The sequence below is a fragment of the Gellertiella hungarica genome, assembly GCF_014197145.1.
Taxonomy (GTDB): Bacteria; Pseudomonadota; Alphaproteobacteria; order Rhizobiales; family Rhizobiaceae; genus Gellertiella; species Gellertiella hungarica.
Map to the genome: position 1 here is coordinate 186,703 of NZ_JACIEZ010000002.1, position 15,311 is coordinate 202,013.

Here is a 15,311-nt window from a genome sequence, read left to right on the forward strand (position 1 = left end):
TCAACTGGGCCGCGCCGGAATATGGATGATGGGCGATTCCGGATCAACGCCGGAACCTTAGAGAGAAAAAGTTAAACATAAACGAAAAACACCGTCTTCGGGACGGAGGTGCGGGGCGGCGCAAGCCGCCCCGGCATGGGGTGACGGGATCACTTGCCGATCCGCGAGAGGGCGGCGGCAAAATCCTCGATGAGGTCGTCGGAATCCTCGATGCCGGCGGAATAGCGCACCGTGCCGGCGGAAATGCCGAGCTCCGCGCGGGCCTCGTCGGTGAGGTTCTTGTGGGTGGTCGTCGCCGGATGGGTGATCAGGCTCTTGGCATCGCCGAGATTGTTGGAGATGCGCACGACCTCCAGCGCGTTCTGGAAGGCAAATGCCGCTTCCTTGCCGCCCTTCAGCTCGAAGCAGACCAGCGTCGAACCGCCCTTCATCTGCTTGGCGACGATATCGGCCTGCGGGTGGTCCTTGCGGCCGGGGTAGATCACGCGGGCCACCTGCGGCTGCTCGGCCAAAAAATCCGCCACGCGGGCGGCATTCTCCGTCTGCTGCCTGACGCGCAACGGCAGGGTTTCGATGCCCTTCAGCAGCGTCCAGGCGTTGAACGGCGACATCGCCGGTCCGGTATGGCGGAAATAGTCGTGCAGGTTTTCGTCGATCCACTTCTTGTCCGAGAGCACGATGCCGCCGAGGCACCGGCCCTGGCCGTCGATGTGCTTGGTGGCGGAGTAGACGACCACATGGGCGCCGAGTTCCAGCGGCTTCTGGAAGAGCGGGGTGGCAAACACGTTGTCCACCACCACCTTCGCCCCGATCTGGTTGGCGAGCCTGGCGACGCCGGCGATGTCGATCACCTCCAACGTCGGGTTGGTGGGGCTTTCGAGGAAGAACACCTTGGTGTTCGGGCGGATTGCCTTCTCCCAGTTTGCGAGATCGCGGCCGTCGATCAGCGTGCATTCGATGCCGTATTTCGGCGCCAGCGTCTCGACCACCCAGCGGCAGGATCCGAAGAGGGCGCGGGCGGCCACGATGTGATCGCCGGCCTTCAGCTGGCAGAGGATGGCGGCGGAAACCGCAGCCATGCCCGATGCGGTGGCGCGCGCGTCCTCGGCGCCCTCCAGCATGCACATGCGCTTTTCGAACATGTCGTTGGTGGGGCTGCCGTATCGGGCATAGATGAAGCCGTCCGTCTCGCCCTTGAAGCGCGCCTCGGCGGCTTCCGAGGTTTCGTAGACGAAGCCTTGCGTCAGGAAGATCGCCTCGGAGGTCTCGCCGTGGTGGGAGCGGGTGGTGCCGCCATGGACGAGCTGTGTTGCGGGTCGCCAGGTCTTGCTCATGCCAATCTGCTTTCCATAACAAAAAAACCGGTCGCCCAATGGGGACCGGTCTCGTCGAAACCCGGTCCTTTAGCCACTTGTTTTACGTGGCTGCAAGCCGACCGGCCAAATCACCACGGGATAACGGTGCCTTATCGCTGATTAAGGCTTGCGTCAATTGGCGTGGGCGGAAAGAAATGTCGCGAGGACAAGTCGCCCGGCAGGCCGTTGCGACCTTGAGTGTATTGGAGCAGGAAATGGCACGGACCACGGGTATTCTTGCGGATGGCGCCATCCGCGCCCTGTTCGCCGAAGGCAGGCTGAAGAGCGAGGCGCCGCTCGATGCCGACCAGATCCAGCCCGCCAGCCTGGACCTGAGGCTCGGCTCGCGGGCCATGCGGGTCAGGGCGAGTTTCATGCCGGGACCGGGAGCGCTGGTGTCGGAAAAGCTCGAGCGCCTGACCCTGCACGAGATCAGCCTCGAAGAGGGCGCCGTGCTGGAAACAGGCTGCGTCTACATCGTGCCCCTGATGGAAAGCCTCGACCTGCCGGCCGGCATGTCGGCTTCGGCGAACCCCAAGAGCTCGACCGGGCGGCTCGATATCTTCACCCGCGTCATCACCGACCGGGCGCAGGAATTCGACAAGATCCCGGCAGGCTACAGCGGGCCGCTCTATCTGGAAATCTCGCCGCGCACCTTCCCCATCGTGGTGCGGCGCGGCTCGCGCCTGTCGCAGATCCGGTTCCGCATCGGCCACTCCATCCTGGGCGAGAGCGAGCTGCTCGCGCTGCATGGCGCCGAAACGCTGGTGGCCAGCGAGGCGCCCAACGTTTCGGGCGGGGCCATCGCGCTCTCGATCGATCTCAAGGGCACCGGTCCCGACGGGCTCGTCGGCTATCGCGGCAAGCACCACACCGGCCTGATCGACGTGGACCGCAAGGCGGCTCACGAGGTGCTGGATTTCTGGGAGCCGCTCTATGCCCGCGGCAGCGGCGAGCTGATCCTCGACCCCGATGAGTTCTACATCCTCGTCTCGCGGGAGGCGGTGCATGTGCCGCCCCTCTTTGCGGCGGAGATGACGCCCTTCGATCCGCTCGTCGGGGAATTTCGCGTCCATTACGCGGGCTTCTTCGACCCGGGCTTCGGCCATGCCGGCGCGGGCGGTGCGGGCAGCCGCGCCGTTCTCGAGGTTCGCAGCCACGAGGTGCCCTTCATCCTCGAGCACGGCCAGATCGTCGGCCGGCTGGTTTACGAGCACATGCTCACCCGGCCCGAGGGGCTCTATGGGCAGCAGGGCTCCAACTACCAGGCGCAGGGGCTGAAGCTCTCCAAGCATTTCCGTCCGCCGCAGCAGCGCGGCTGATGCGCGGCGCTGCTTGACAAGCAGCCCCGAAACCGGACAAAAGGGTTGGCGTGCGGGTGTAGCTCAATGGTAGAGCAGCAGCTTCCCAAGCTGAATACGAGGGTTCGATTCCCTTCACCCGCTCCACTTTTCTCCCCATTCCGTCGTCAATCCCGTCTTCCGCCGCGATGGCTGGTGCGGTGTCTTGTTCCATCCATGCGGGTTGCGGATGAGGTCGCCGATTGCCTTCCACGCAGCGAGCGTGAGGAGCAGCCACAGGACGGGGATCAGCAGCGCGCGGTAAGGGGCCAGTCTTTCGCCGGTCGTCTGGCGGCGCAGGCGGGCTGCGGCAAGCGTGTAGGCCAGCCCGCCGGCCATGGCCATGCCGTCGATCAGGTAGAACATCGCCTCGGCCGAAGCGATCCCGGGCAGGCTGCCGCTTGCAAAGCGCCAGGAGAGGATGCCGAGGCTGACGAAAAAGAACGGGTAGAGCAGGGCTGACAGAACCATTCCGGCACAGGTCAGCAGCGAAACGGCCATGCTCGCCGGGCCGATTTCGCCCAACAGCCGGCGCGGGTTGCGCATGGCCACGAGGAACGTCTGAAGCCATCCCTTCAGCCACCGGCTGCGCTGGTGCAGCCACACTGGCACCGTTTCGGGTGCGTCCTCCCAGGTGGGCCGCTCGATGAGGCCCGTTCGATAGCCCCGCCGGGCGAGCCTGAGCCCGAGATCGGCATCCTCGGTCACGTTGTAGGGGTCCCAGGCACCGACTGCCAGCAAGGCATTCCTGCGGAAATGATTGGAGGTGCCGCCCAGCGGCAGCGGCCGGCCGCGCGCGGCAAGCATCGGCAGGAAGCAGTGGAACTGGGCGAAGTATTCGATGCTGAACAGATCCGAGAGCCAGCTCGCATGGCTGTTGTCCACCACCAGAGGCGCCTGCAGGCATGCCAGCCATTCGTCACCGGCCGCAAACCGCGCATGCGCCTCGCGCAGCTGGAGCGGATGCGGCCTGTCCTCCGCATCATAGATGGTCACGTAGTCGCCCCGGCTCCCGGCCAGCGCATAGGTGAGCGCCTTCGGTTTCGTACGGGGACCGGTGGCCGGCACCCGCACCACCTCCACATGGGGTGGCAGCGTCCTGACGGCGAGTGCGCCGAGGGTCGAGCGGTCGTCTTCCTCGCAGACGAGCTTGATGTCGAGGCGGGAGGCCGGCCAGTCGAGGGCCAGAAGGGCGTCCAGCAGCTGGTCCACCACCTCCGCCTCGCGATAGAGGGCAACCAGAACCGTGTAGACCGGCAATGGCCCGGCAGGTTCCGGCGGAGGCGCCGGCTCCGGCCGCTTCCGGCGCCAGAGCAGGGCCCGGAGCCGCAGGCCGATTGCCAGCACATAGATGATGCCCAGGGCGGCATGCAGCGTGTGCAGCAGCATCATCGGAAAGAAGAGCGCGGTGATGAAGAGAGCCGCCACCGCAAGCCCCAGCAGAAAGGCCTGCCAGGGCATGAGCGTCATTCGCGCGCTGAACTGGGGCGCCAGGTCGAACAGCCCGGCTACCGCCCGCCTTGCATGACGCCTGACGCCGACCTGCCACACGCACCGGCGAATGGCCGAGGGCGTGGTGATGACGATGCGCTCGCGCAGGCGCGGCGAACGGCCCATGGCCCCGATCAGCGATGGCAGGCTTTCGAGGAGCGGCGCGCTCGCCACGGTGGAGCTGCGCGCGCTGCGCTTCAGGCGCAGGGCCGTCGGGCGGACGAAAAGCCCGTGGAGCGCCGGATGCGGCTCCACCAGCGCCGGATCGATCTCCTCCATGAAGGGCAGGTCGAGACGCAGCGCGATGGCGCGGTAGAGCGCCACTTCCTCCACCATTCCCTCGCCGATCAGCTCCGCTTCGAGGCTCGTGCCCCTTTCGCGGGCAAAGCGATAGGCGGCGATGATCGCGTCGACGCTGAGGGATAGCGAGGCAAGCAGTTCGATCCGCGGATCGGACTCTTCTCCGTGTCGTTCGGGCATGTCGTCCGGGGCAGAAAAGCCCCCGTCATCCTCTTGCTTTTTCATCCGGAAAGTGCGGTTCTCTCGGTGGCGCACCGGCGGTGCGCTCGGCATGGAGACATCATATTTAAACATGCTAAAAAAGATAGGGTTAAATTTCCGTTCTGCGCTCCTGGCGCTGCTGGTCCTTGCCGCCGCAGGCCCCGTGCAGGGCCGGGCACAGGAGGCGAGGACGGGCGGTACCGCCTTTCCGCTGCTTTTCGATGCGCGCGAGCGGCTGGCAAAGCCGGATCTCTCCGGCGTCGCGCGGTTGCGATTCCTGACCTCGCTGGACTTTCCGCCCTTCAACTTCGCGGATTCGACCGGCAGGCCGGCCGGATTCCATGTGGATCTGGCGCGCGAGATCTGTGCCGAACTGGATATCACCGCCCGCTGCCAGATTCAGGCCATGCCCTTTGAGGAGTTGCGCCCGGCGCTCGATCGCGGCGAGGGCGACGCCATCATCGCCGGGGTGGCGATCACCGACGAATTGCGGGCCAATTATCTTTTTTCCCGCCCGTTCATGACCCTGCCGGCCCGCTTTCTGAGGAACCGCGCCGCAGAGCTGAAGGGCGAGGGCGCGGCGGCGCTGAAGGGCCGGCCTCTGGGCGTCGTCGGCAAGAGTGTTCACGAGGCCATGGCCCGGGCTTATTTCCCGGACGCAAGGCCGGTGCTCTTCCCGGACCAGGAAGCCATGCTGAAGGCGCTCAAGGAGCGGAAGGTGGATGCAGTTTTCGCCGATGGTGTCCAGCTCGCCTTCTGGGCAGCCGGACCGGAAGCCGACAAATGCTGCAGCCTCTTCGACGGGCCTTACTATTCGACCCGCTATCTGGGGGAGGGGCTGACGATCATGATGCGGCCCGAGGACAGCGTTCTGACCCAGGCCATGGACCACGCGCTTCTGACGCTTTCGCGCGAGGGGCGGCTCAAGGAGCTTTACCTGCGCTATTTCCCCTACGGCCTTTACTGAGGCCGGGACGCTGGGCTCAGCCCTTGCGGTAGCGCGCGATGGCGCTGCGTTCGATGGCGGCGCAGGTGAGCTTGTCGAGCCCGAAGGTATCGCGCAGCCGTGACAGGAGGCGCAGTTCCTCGGGGCGCACCTTCAGGTCGGCGGAGGCAACCTCGACGGCCAGCGCATAGGCCGTGTCGTAAAGCCGCTCGGGCAGCGCATCCCGGATGACCAGCAGCACGCCGTCCAGACCGAGCGGGCCCGACACCAGCAGGGTGCATTCCTGCGAGACGTCGAGAAGCCGTGTGGCCTCGAACCTGGAAAAGACCGGAAGCGACTTCACCAGCTTGCCGATGTGCCCCAGTTCCGGATCGCTCATCTGGTTGTCCACGGCGGACGCGATGACCATGGTGAAGATGAGCGCCTCTTCGACGCTGACGGATGCTGACATCGGTTCCTGCCCTGTAATGCTCGTGACACGAGACTTAGGAAACGCAGCGCACCATTGCAAGCCCGGAGTGCAGCGTCGCGGGCGGTCAAGCCCTTACTGGCTTGCCCAGATGATCCGCGCCACCCACTCCACGTCTCCGGAGTCCAGCGTTCTGTTGGGGTGGTCCTGGTTCAGCGACATCAGTTCCAGCGCCCGCGGTGTCTGGCGCAGCAGCACCTTCGCCATCACCTCGCCATCCCGGGTCTTGACCACGACACGGTCGCCCCGGCGGATCTGCGCGCCCGGCTCGACGATCAGCACGTCGCCTTCCCGATAGACGGGCATCATGCTGTCGCCCTGGACCTCGAGGGCATAGACGCCCGCGCGGCGCTCCGCATTGGTGGGAAAATCCACCACGTCCCAGCCTTCGCCGGCCGGAAAGCCGCCGTCATCGAAATAGCCGCCGGAGCCGGCCTGTGCGAAGCCAAGAAGCGGGATGCTGTCGATCTGCGGGGGGAAAGCGCCTTCCGGCACCGTCTTTGCCGGCGGCTTGCCCTGCACGAAGGCGAGAAACTCGTCCAGCGTCGCCCCGGTTGCCTCGAGCACCTTGGAAACGGATTCCGTGGAGGGCCAGCGCTGCCGGCCATCCGCGCCCACGCGCTTCGACTTGTTGAAGGCGGTCGGATCGAGGCCCGCCCTGCGTGCAAGGCCCGAGGGGGTCAGATGGTTCTTCTCGGCAATGCGGTCTATCGCATTCCAGATTCGGTCATGTGAAAACATGGGCAGCATTCCATCGCATCGGCGATAACCGCCTCGGTCAATGCCCGGACAATAGACGAAGCGGCGGGAACCGTAAAGGGTTTATAAGGAAAATAATCCTTGTAAGGCGAAACGGATTTACGCAACCATTGTCGTGTTGATCTTGCCGAGCTGGATGACGGCCTGCGTGCGGCTGTCGACGTTCAGCTTGAGAAGGATCGCCGACACATGGGCCTTGATCGTTGCTTCCGAAACGCCGAGCTCGTAGGCGATCTGCTTGTTGAGCAGGCCTTCGGCAAGCATGCCGAGCACGCGGCTCTGCTGCGGGGTCAGCGTGCGCAGGCGGTTGATGAGATCGGCGGATTCCGGATCGCTCTCCACGGCACCCTGGTATCCCGGCGGGGTGGCGATGTCGCCGTCGAGCACCGCCTTGATCGCCAGCCTTATGTCCTCGATGCCGGAGGATTTGGAGATGAAGCCGGATGCGCCAAGCTGCAGCGCCCGGTGCACGGTCGCGCTGTCGTCGCTGGCCGACACGATGACCACAGGCAGGTTCGGAAACTCGGCCCGAAGCGCCATCAGGCCCGAAAAGCCGCTCACGCCCGGCATGGCGAGATCGAGCAGCATCAGATCCGCACTCGGATTGTTTTCTGCGGCATGGTGTGCGGCGGCGAAATCCCCGGCTTCGGTGATGTCGTGTTCGCCCTCCATCCCGGCGATGGCCTGGCGAAGCGCTCCGCGGAACAATGGATGATCGTCCGCGATGATGATCGAAAGTGCTGACATGCCGTGCTCCCTCCCAAGAGCCGCTCCGGTCGTCCCGCTACCGGGGCTGCCTGCCTGCTTGGCATTTCAGATGTTTATAACACCTCGGTAGCCAAGAGAAAGGGCCATTTCCCGCCTCTCGGGGAATTGCAGCCATGCATTTCGCGATAGCTTTGCCGAAACCGTGGACAAATTCGCCCGCTTCCGGCAAATGCGGGGGCATCAGGCAAGCGGGAGAGCATTCCATGGCAGGCGGCGTCATTTACAAGATTGTACCGGAGAGCCTCTGGGCCGAGGCGCGGGCGGAGGGCCTCTTCCGCGGCGCTGCGATCGATCTCACCGATGGCTATATCCACTTCTCCACCGCCGCCCAGGCGCGGGAAACGGCGGATCGCCATTTCGCGGGCCAGAAGGGCCTGCTTCTTGTCGCCGTCGAGGGTGCTGCGCTCGGCGATGCGCTGAAATACGAGCCCTCCCGTGGCGGCGATCTCTTCCCGCATCTCTACGCCCATCTTCCCATGGGCGCGGTGCTCTGGGAAAAGCCCCTGCCGCTCGGCCCCGACGGCCGCCACCAGTTTCCGGAGATGGCATGATGTCCGCATTGTTCGACCGCCTTGGCCGCAAGGGCCTCTTTCTCTTTGATCCCGAGACGGCCCACGGGCTTTCGATTGCCGGGCTCAAGACCGGCCTCGTGCCCGCCTGCGCCGCGCCCGCCGATCAGCGGCTCGCGCAGACGGTGGCCGGCATCCGCTTCCCGAACCCGATCGGCATGGCAGCCGGCTATGACAAGAATGCCGAAGTGCCGGACCAGCTCCTGAAGCTCGGCTTCGGTTTTGCCGAAGTGGGCACGCTCACCCCGCTTGCGCAGCCCGGCAATCCGAAGCCGCGCATGTTCCGGCTGGAGCGGGAGCGCGCCGTCATCAACCGGCTCGGCTTCAACAACGAGGGGCATCGGGCCGCGCTTGCCCGGCTGAAGGCCCGCACCGGCAGCGGCATCGTCGGCGTCAATATCGGCGCCAACAAGGACAGTGCCGACCGGATCGACGACTATGTGAAGGGCATCCGCGCTTTCTATGGCGTCGCGACCTATTTCACCGCCAACATCTCGTCGCCCAACACGCCCGGCCTGCGCGACCTGCAGGCGCGCGAAAGCCTTGCCGCCCTCCTCGGTGCCGTGCTTGCCGTCCGCGCCGAGGAGGCCGCGACATCCGGCCGCCGCGTGCCGGTCTTCCTGAAGATCGCGCCCGATCTGACGCCCGAAGGCATGGACGACATCGCGGCCGAGGTGTTCGCCCACGATCTCGACGGGCTGATCGTCTCCAACACGACGCTCGCGCGCGACGGTCTCTCCGACCCGCAGAAGGGCGAGGCGGGCGGCCTTTCCGGCGCACCGCTCTTCGAGAAATCCACCGCCGTCCTGGCCGCGATGCGCAAGCGGGTGGGCGCCGGCCTGCCGATCATCGGCGTCGGCGGGGTTTCCTCGGCGGAAACAGCGGCGGAGAAGATCCGTGCCGGGGCCGATCTCGTGCAGCTCTATTCCTGCATGGTCTATGAAGGGCCGGGGCTGCCGGGACGGATCGTCAGCGGCCTTTCTGGCATCCTCGACCGGGAGAAGGCAGCCTCGATCCGCGATCTGCGCGACACGAAGCTCGATTACTGGGCCGCAAAGGCCTGAGCCGCCTTGCCCGGCAGCAGACGGTAGAGGAAGAGCCCGCGCGCGAGCAGGAAGAGATTGAAGGCGATCCAGAGCCCGTGATTGCCGAGGAGCGGCACCAGCAGCGCAAGGGCCGCGAGGAAGGCGAGGAAGGAAAGCAGCATCTGGTTGCGCATGTCGCGCGACCAGGTGGCGCCGATGAAGACCCCGTCCATCAGGAAGGCAAGCGCCCCGGTGAGGCCGGAAAGCGCGGCATAGATCATCACCTCCCGCGCAGCATCCTGCACCTCGGGCACGGTCGTGAGAAAGGCGATGATCGGTGTGCCGAAGCCGGTGAAGAAGAGCGCCGCCGCTCCGGCCAGCGCCATCGACCACAGCGTCGTCAGCTTTACCGCCCGGTCGAAGGCCGGCCGATAGCCGGCACCGATCGCGCGTCCCGTCAGCTGCTCGGCGGCATTGGCGAGCCCGTCGAGATAGAAGGCGGAGATCATCACGAAATTCATCAGCACGGCATTGGCGGCCAGCGTGACCGGCCCGAAGGACGCGCCGATCCGCGTCATCAGCATGTAGGCCGCGAGCAGCACGAAGGTGCGGATGAGAAGATCCCGGTTCAGCGCGAACATTTCCTTGAGCCGCGCCGCGTCGAGCAGCACGGAAAGCGGGGGCATCCTGAGCCCGCCCAGCCCCTTGACCGATAGCGCCAGCCCCGCGAGCATGCCGATGGTTTCGCCGGCAACCGTCCCCCAGGCGACGCCTGCGACCCCCATCTTCAGCGAGAGCCCGAGCCAGATGGCCAGCACGATGTTGATGAGGTTGATGACGATCTGGATGACAAGACCTGCCGTGGCCTGCCCGCGCCCGAGGAGGAAGCCGAGGATCGCGAAATTGGCGAGCGCCATGGGTCCGGCAAGGATCCGGATCGAGAAATAGGTGGAGGTGACCTCCGCCGCCTCTCCCGTCGCCCCCATCAGGAACAGGCCGGCTTTCAGCACGGCGGGCGAGATCAGAAGCATCGCCGCGCCACAGACGAGCGAGAGCAGCAGCGCTCGCCAGAAGACGTGCCGCTGCCCTTCGAGATCGCCCCGCCCATAGGCCTGGGCGACAAGGCCGGTCGTCGAGGAGCGCAGGAAATTGAAGATCGAATAGAGGAAGTCGAAGAGCACCGCGCCGATGGTGAGGCCGGCAAGGGCGGCGGCACTGCCCATGCGACCCACCACGGCGGTATCGGTGAAGCCGAGGAGCGGCGTCGTCACGAAGGCGAGCGTCATCGGCACGGCGATGGAAAGCACCAGCCGGTGCGTGACGGTAAAGGGTCCGCCGGCGGTGTTGTCGCTCATCGGTTCACTGCCTTCGTTGCTGTTCAGCGCGGGTTGGAAAGCACCATGGCCCAGTAGGGCCGGTTGCCGTTGGAGGCGTCATAGGCCACCGCGACACCCATGCCGGAATAATCGCCCAGCATGTTGTGCAGATGCTTCGGCGACTTCACCCAGGCGTCGATGGCTTCCTCCAGGCTTCCCTGGCCGGCCGCGACGTTTTCCGCTGCGGGGAGGGCGACACCGCCGCCCTTCATCCGCGCCTTGAAATCGTCTCCGGGTCCGAGCAGGTGCGCCATCTTCCGGTAGGACACCATGCGCCTGGCCTGCGCCACGGCTGCACCGGCGGCAGCCGGATCGGCGGCGACCGGGGCCAGCCCCTTCCGGGCGCGGAGCGCGTTGACCGAAGCGACGGCCGCGGCGGAATAATCCCGCGCATTGCTGGGCTTTGAAGGCGGCGGTGGCGTTGCGCAGCCGGCAAGGAGGGCGGCAATGGAAAGGGCGGCGCCGGCGAGAATGCTGCGGCGATCGAGAATGTTCGAAGTCATGGCGTCAGCGCTTGTAGCTCAGGATGCGGATGAGGATGAAGACCGGGATGACGACCGAGCCACCCAGCACCAGATAGGTGCCGAAGCGCCCGAGCGCCTGAAAGCCCGTTTCCCAGAGATCGATGAGGAAGAAGCGGATATTGTCGACGATATCCAGCGGCATGATGTCGAAGATCTTCATGAAGAAGCCGACGATCAGCGACACCACCAGCAGCTTGATGATGGTGCGGGCGGGGGTGTCTCCAAGAAACCGGTTGACTGAGTCCGGCATGGTCGTTCTCCTGTTTGGCTCTGGATAGGCCGCGGATTTTGCGCCCGCAAGCCTTTTTGCGCGGCAGGCAGGCGGTGGCTTCTTGCCTTTTTGCCGCGCCGGGGCGAGAAGGCGTCGCTTCGGAATTCAAGGCGGAGTTATTCTCGATGGCACCCAACCAGCTTTCCTCCGGCGATGTGCTTGCCGACAGGCGCGCCGATTATGCCCGCATGATGGCCGAAGGTGGCGATTTTACGGGCGCCGCCGAACTGATCGAGCAGGCGCTGGAGCTCGCCCCCGGCTGGGCGGCAGGCTGGTTCCGCCTCGGCGAGTATCGGGAAAAGGCCGGGCTTCCCGATCAGGCGGCCGACGCCTATGCCCGCACCGCCTCGCTCGATCCCGAAGGCGTGTTCGGCGCGCCGCTGAAGCTCGCCCTGCTCGGCCGGGCAGGGGTGCCCGACCATCCGCCGAGCCGCTATGTGGAGCAGCTCTTCGACGATTATGCCGCCCGCTTCGACAAGGCGCTCGTCGAACGCCTCGGCTACAGCGTGCCGCAGAAGCTGAAGGCGCTTGTCGACACGCAGGGCCGCCATTTCGCAACGGCGATCGATCTCGGCTGCGGCACGGGGCTTTTCGGGGTGGAAATCCGGTCCGGCGTCAACTGGCTCGAGGGCTACGATCTCTCCCGCAACATGCTGCGCGAAGCGGAGGCCAAGGCGGTCTACGATCATCTCGGCCAGGCGGATCTCTCCCTCGACGCCGAGGCCTCCGGCCTGTTTTCGGATGATCGCGGTCTCTTCCGCGCCGATCTCGTCAGTGCCGCCGACGTGCTCATGTATCTCGGCGATCTCGGCCAGCCCTTCCGTCTCGCCCGCGACCTGCTGGCTCCGGCCGGCCTCTTCGCCTTCTCCGTCGAGGACGCCGGCGATGGTGACGGCTTCCGTCTCGTCCAGTCCATGCGCTACGCCCATACCGAAGCCTATGTCCGCACCACGCTCGCCGCCCACGGCTTCAGCCTCACCCATCTGGAGCGCACCGTCATCCGCATGGATGCCGGCGCTCCGGTGCATGGCATCCTGTTCCTGGCAGCGGCCTGAAGCGCCGAGTTTGAGGCCCCGCACCCCCCTCTGCCCCTGCCGGGGCATCTCCCCCTCAAGGGGGGAGATCGACTTCGTGGTTTTTGATTTCCCCAAATAACAAGCGTCTCATTTGCAGATACGTTTGCGAGGGACTGCCCACATGAACCCATCCCGATCTCCCCCCTTGAGGGGGAGATGCCCGGCAGGGCAGAGGGGGGTGCCGTGCCTCAAACTCGACGGCTTGCAGGGAAAGGCCGGCGCCTGCATCTGCCCCGGTCTCTTCGCACCTCCGTTCCCCCTTTCCCTTTTCCTTCCCCATCACTACCTTGGCCGATGTGACCGAACACGATGCCGCCCTTGCCCTGTTGCCCCCCGTCTTTCTCCGCTGGTTCGCGGAAAAGGGCTGGCAGCCGCGTGCGCATCAGCTGGAGCTGCTGCGGCGTGCGCGCGACGGGGAAAGCACGCTGCTGATCGCGCCGACGGGTGCGGGCAAGACACTTGCCGGCTTCCTGCCGGCGCTCACCGAGCTTGCGGCCCGCGGCAGGCCGAAGCCGGGGACCGGTTTTCATGGGGTGCACACGCTCTACATCTCGCCGCTGAAGGCGCTGGCCGTCGATATCGAGCGCAACCTGTCGCGGCCCGTTACGGACATGGGCCTTCCCGTTAACATCGAGAACCGCACCGGCGATACGCCGACGGGCAAGCGCCAGCGCCAGAAGCTCAATCCGCCGGACATATTGCTCACCACGCCGGAGCAGCTGGCGCTGCTGATTGCGTCGAAGGATGCGGAGCGGTTCTTCAGGGATCTCCGCTTCGTGGTGCTGGACGAGCTTCATTCGCTGGTGACATCGAAGCGCGGGCACCTGCTTTCGCTGGGGCTGGCACGACTGCACAGGCTCGCGCCGGGGCTGCGCACCATCGGGCTGTCGGCAACGGTCGCCGAGCCGGAGGAGCTGTGCGGCTGGCTGGTGCCACAGGCCGAGGGCGAGGCGCGCCGCGCCGGCATGGTCACGGTGGCGGGTGGGGCAAAGCCTGATATCACCATCCTCGGCACGGAAGAGCGCGTTCCCTGGTCCGGCCATTCGGCCCGCTATGCGATGCGCGACGTCTACGAGACGCTGAAGGATTTCAAGACGACGCTGCTTTTCGTCAACACCCGTTCGCAGGCGGAAATGCTCTTTCAGGAGCTCTGGACGATCAACGACGACAACCTGCCGATCGCGCTCCATCACGGCTCGCTCGATGTCAGCCAGCGCCGTCGGGTGGAGGCGGCGATGGCGGAAAACCGGCTGCGCGCGGTCGTTGCCACCTCGACGCTCGACCTCGGCATCGACTGGGGCGACGTGGACCTCGTCATCCATGTGGGCGCGCCGAAGGGGGCGAGCCGGCTTGCCCAGCGCATCGGCCGCTCGAACCACCGCATGGACGAGCCGAGCCGGGCGATCCTCGTGCCCGCCAACCGCTTCGAGGTGATGGAGTGCCAGGCGGCCCTCGATGCCAATTATATCGGCGCGCAGGATACGCCGCCGATCGGGGAGGGGGCGCTCGACGTGCTTGCCCAGCATGTGCTCGGCATTGCCTGCGCCGGCCCCTTCGATGCCGTTGCGCTGCACGAGGAGGTGCGCTCGGCCTATCCCTACCGGATGCTCGCCTGGGAAACCTTCGAGAAGATCGTCGATTTCGTCGCGACCGGCGGCTATGCGCTCAGAAGCTACGAGCGCTATGCCCGCATCCGGAAGACGAAGGACGGGCTCTGGCGCATCTCCAATCCGCAGGTGGCGCAGCAATACCGGCTGAATGTCGGCACCATCATCGAAAGCCCGATGCTCAACATCCGGCTCGTCAAGCGCAATGCGAGAGGCACCATCGGGCGGGGCGGGGCCTCGCTCGGCAAGGTGGAGGAGAGCTTCCTGGAATCCCTTACCCAGGGCGACACCTTCCTCTTTGCCGGCAAGGTGCTCCGCTTCGAGGGCATCCGCGAGAACGAGTGCCTTGCAAGCCAGGCCTTCCATCTCGATCCGAAGATCCCCGCCTATGCGGGGGGCAAGTTTCCGCTCTCCACCTATCTCGCCGATCAGGTGCGGGCCATGCTGGCCGATCCAGACCGCTGGCAGAGCCTGCCCGACCAGGTGCGCGACTGGCTGTCGCTGCAGAAGGAGAAATCCGTCCTGCCCGGGCGCGGCGAGCTTCTGGTCGAAACCTTCCCGCGCGGCAACCGGCATTTCATGGTGCTCTACCCCTTCGAGGGCAGGCTTGCGCACCAGACGCTCGGCATGCTGCTGACCCGCCGGCTGGAGCGCTCAGGGGCAAAGCCGCTCGGCTTCGTCGCCACCGATTACGCACTCGCGGTCTGGGGACTGGAGGACATGGGGCGGATGATCCGCTCCGGCCGGCTGCCGCTCGGCGAGCTGTTCGAGGAGGACATGCTCGGCGACGATCTGGAGGCATGGCTTGCCGAAAGCTTCATGCTGAAGCGCACCTTCCGTAACTGTGCCGTCATCGCCGGGCTCATCGAAAGGCGCCACCCCGGAAAGGAAAAGAGCGGGCGGCAGGTCACGGTCTCCGCCGATCTCATCTATGACGTGCTGCGCAGCCACGAGCCGGATCACATCCTGCTGGAGGCCACCCGGCGGGATGCGGCAACGGGGCTTTTGGATATCGGCCGTCTTGGCGATATGCTGAAACGAATCAAGGGGCATATCACCCATCAGGCCTTGGAGCACATCTCGCCGCTTGCCGTGCCGGTCATGCTGGAGATCGGGCGCGAACCGGTGGCGGGCGAGGCGCAGGATTCCCTGCTGGCAGAAGCCGCCGAGGACCTGATTGCGGAAGCCATGATGTGACCCGCCAACCCGCTGCCGAGGACGACGAGATCACCGT

At 65.7% G+C, this 15,311-nt stretch carries 14 protein-coding genes, 1 tRNA gene and 1 riboswitch; of the genes, 7 read left to right on the plus strand and 8 right to left on the minus strand.

From position 1 onward, the window contains the following. Positions 1-149 precede the first annotated feature (149 nt). Positions 150-1,334, minus strand: coding sequence for an O-succinylhomoserine sulfhydrylase (locus GGR23_RS05455; protein WP_183365136.1), 1,185 nt, complete (start codon positions 1,332-1,334; stop codon positions 150-152). Between the two features lie 49 nt (positions 1,335-1,383). Continuing rightward, a riboswitch (SAM riboswitch) is annotated at positions 1,384-1,461 on the minus strand. A gap of 109 nt (positions 1,462-1,570) precedes the next feature. Between GGR23_RS05455 and GGR23_RS05460 the strand changes: the two genes are divergently transcribed. Continuing rightward, a complete protein-coding gene (locus tag GGR23_RS05460) occupies positions 1,571-2,677 on the plus strand; it encodes a 2'-deoxycytidine 5'-triphosphate deaminase (RefSeq protein ID WP_183365137.1) in 1,107 nt (368 codons plus the stop codon). Positions 2,678-2,729: 52 nt separating this feature from the next. Beyond that, a tRNA-Gly gene (locus GGR23_RS05465) sits at positions 2,730-2,803 on the plus strand. On the opposite strand, the gene GGR23_RS05470 is transcribed toward GGR23_RS05465, so the two are convergent. Then, a complete protein-coding gene (locus GGR23_RS05470) occupies positions 2,792-4,666 on the minus strand; it encodes a glycosyltransferase family 2 protein (RefSeq protein WP_183365138.1) in 1,875 nt (624 codons plus the stop codon). The genes GGR23_RS05465 and GGR23_RS05470 overlap by 12 nt on opposite strands. Positions 4,667-4,778: 112 nt before the next feature. Between GGR23_RS05470 and GGR23_RS05475 the strand changes: the two genes are divergently transcribed. Then, positions 4,779-5,654 (plus strand): transporter substrate-binding domain-containing protein, encoded by an 876-nt coding sequence (locus GGR23_RS05475; protein WP_183365139.1) that lies wholly within the window; start codon positions 4,779-4,781, stop codon positions 5,652-5,654. Positions 5,655-5,670: 16 nt separating this feature from the next. Here the strand turns inward: GGR23_RS05475 and GGR23_RS05480 are convergent, their stop codons facing one another. From GGR23_RS05480 to GGR23_RS05490, 3 genes are all read right to left on the minus strand, one after another. Continuing rightward, the gene (locus GGR23_RS05480; protein WP_183365140.1) at positions 5,671-6,084 is read right to left on the minus strand and encodes a tellurite resistance TerB family protein; all 414 of its coding nucleotides are present in this window, start codon (positions 6,082-6,084) and stop codon (positions 5,671-5,673) included. 93 nt (positions 6,085-6,177) lie between these two features. Then, the gene (locus GGR23_RS05485) at positions 6,178-6,843 is read right to left on the minus strand and encodes a S24 family peptidase (RefSeq protein WP_183365141.1); all 666 of its coding nucleotides are present in this window, start codon (positions 6,841-6,843) and stop codon (positions 6,178-6,180) included. A 117-nt stretch (positions 6,844-6,960) separates the two neighbouring features. Next, positions 6,961-7,608, minus strand: a complete 648-nt coding sequence (locus GGR23_RS05490; protein ID WP_183365142.1) for a response regulator — start codon at positions 7,606-7,608, stop codon at positions 6,961-6,963. 224 nt (positions 7,609-7,832) lie between these two features. Here GGR23_RS05490 and GGR23_RS05495 point away from each other — a divergent pair, with 224 nt between their 5' ends. Together GGR23_RS05495 and GGR23_RS05500 are read left to right on the plus strand one after the other, a co-directional pair. Continuing rightward, positions 7,833-8,180, plus strand: a complete 348-nt coding sequence (locus tag GGR23_RS05495; protein WP_183365143.1) for a DUF952 domain-containing protein — start codon at positions 7,833-7,835, stop codon at positions 8,178-8,180. Further along, the gene (locus GGR23_RS05500; protein ID WP_183365758.1) at positions 8,180-9,262 is read left to right on the plus strand and encodes a quinone-dependent dihydroorotate dehydrogenase; all 1,083 of its coding nucleotides are present in this window, start codon (positions 8,180-8,182) and stop codon (positions 9,260-9,262) included. Before GGR23_RS05495 ends, GGR23_RS05500 begins: the two co-directional genes overlap by 1 nt. Here GGR23_RS05500 and GGR23_RS05505 read toward each other — a convergent pair. From GGR23_RS05505 to GGR23_RS05515, 3 genes are read right to left on the minus strand one after another with little or no spacing between them, the layout of a single operon-like run. Beyond that, entirely contained in the window at positions 9,241-10,578 is a 1,338-nt protein-coding gene (locus GGR23_RS05505) for an MATE family efflux transporter (RefSeq protein ID WP_183365144.1), read from the minus strand. The genes GGR23_RS05500 and GGR23_RS05505 overlap by 22 nt on opposite strands. Before the next feature lie 23 nt (positions 10,579-10,601). After that, positions 10,602-11,102 (minus strand): CAP domain-containing protein, encoded by a 501-nt coding sequence (locus tag GGR23_RS05510; RefSeq protein ID WP_183365145.1) that lies wholly within the window; start codon positions 11,100-11,102, stop codon positions 10,602-10,604. A gap of 4 nt (positions 11,103-11,106) precedes the next feature. Continuing rightward, entirely contained in the window at positions 11,107-11,373 is a 267-nt protein-coding gene (locus GGR23_RS05515; protein WP_183365146.1) for a DUF6460 domain-containing protein, read from the minus strand. A 146-nt stretch (positions 11,374-11,519) separates the two neighbouring features. On the opposite strand from GGR23_RS05515, the gene GGR23_RS05520 reads away from it, so the two are divergent. Both GGR23_RS05520 and GGR23_RS05525 read left to right on the plus strand, forming a co-directional pair. Then, positions 11,520-12,449, plus strand: a complete 930-nt coding sequence (locus tag GGR23_RS05520) for a class I SAM-dependent DNA methyltransferase (protein WP_183365147.1) — start codon at positions 11,520-11,522, stop codon at positions 12,447-12,449. Positions 12,450-12,766: 317 nt separating this feature from the next. After that, entirely contained in the window at positions 12,767-15,274 is a 2,508-nt protein-coding gene (locus GGR23_RS05525; RefSeq protein ID WP_183365759.1) for a ligase-associated DNA damage response DEXH box helicase, read from the plus strand. Positions 15,275-15,311 lie beyond the last annotated feature (37 nt).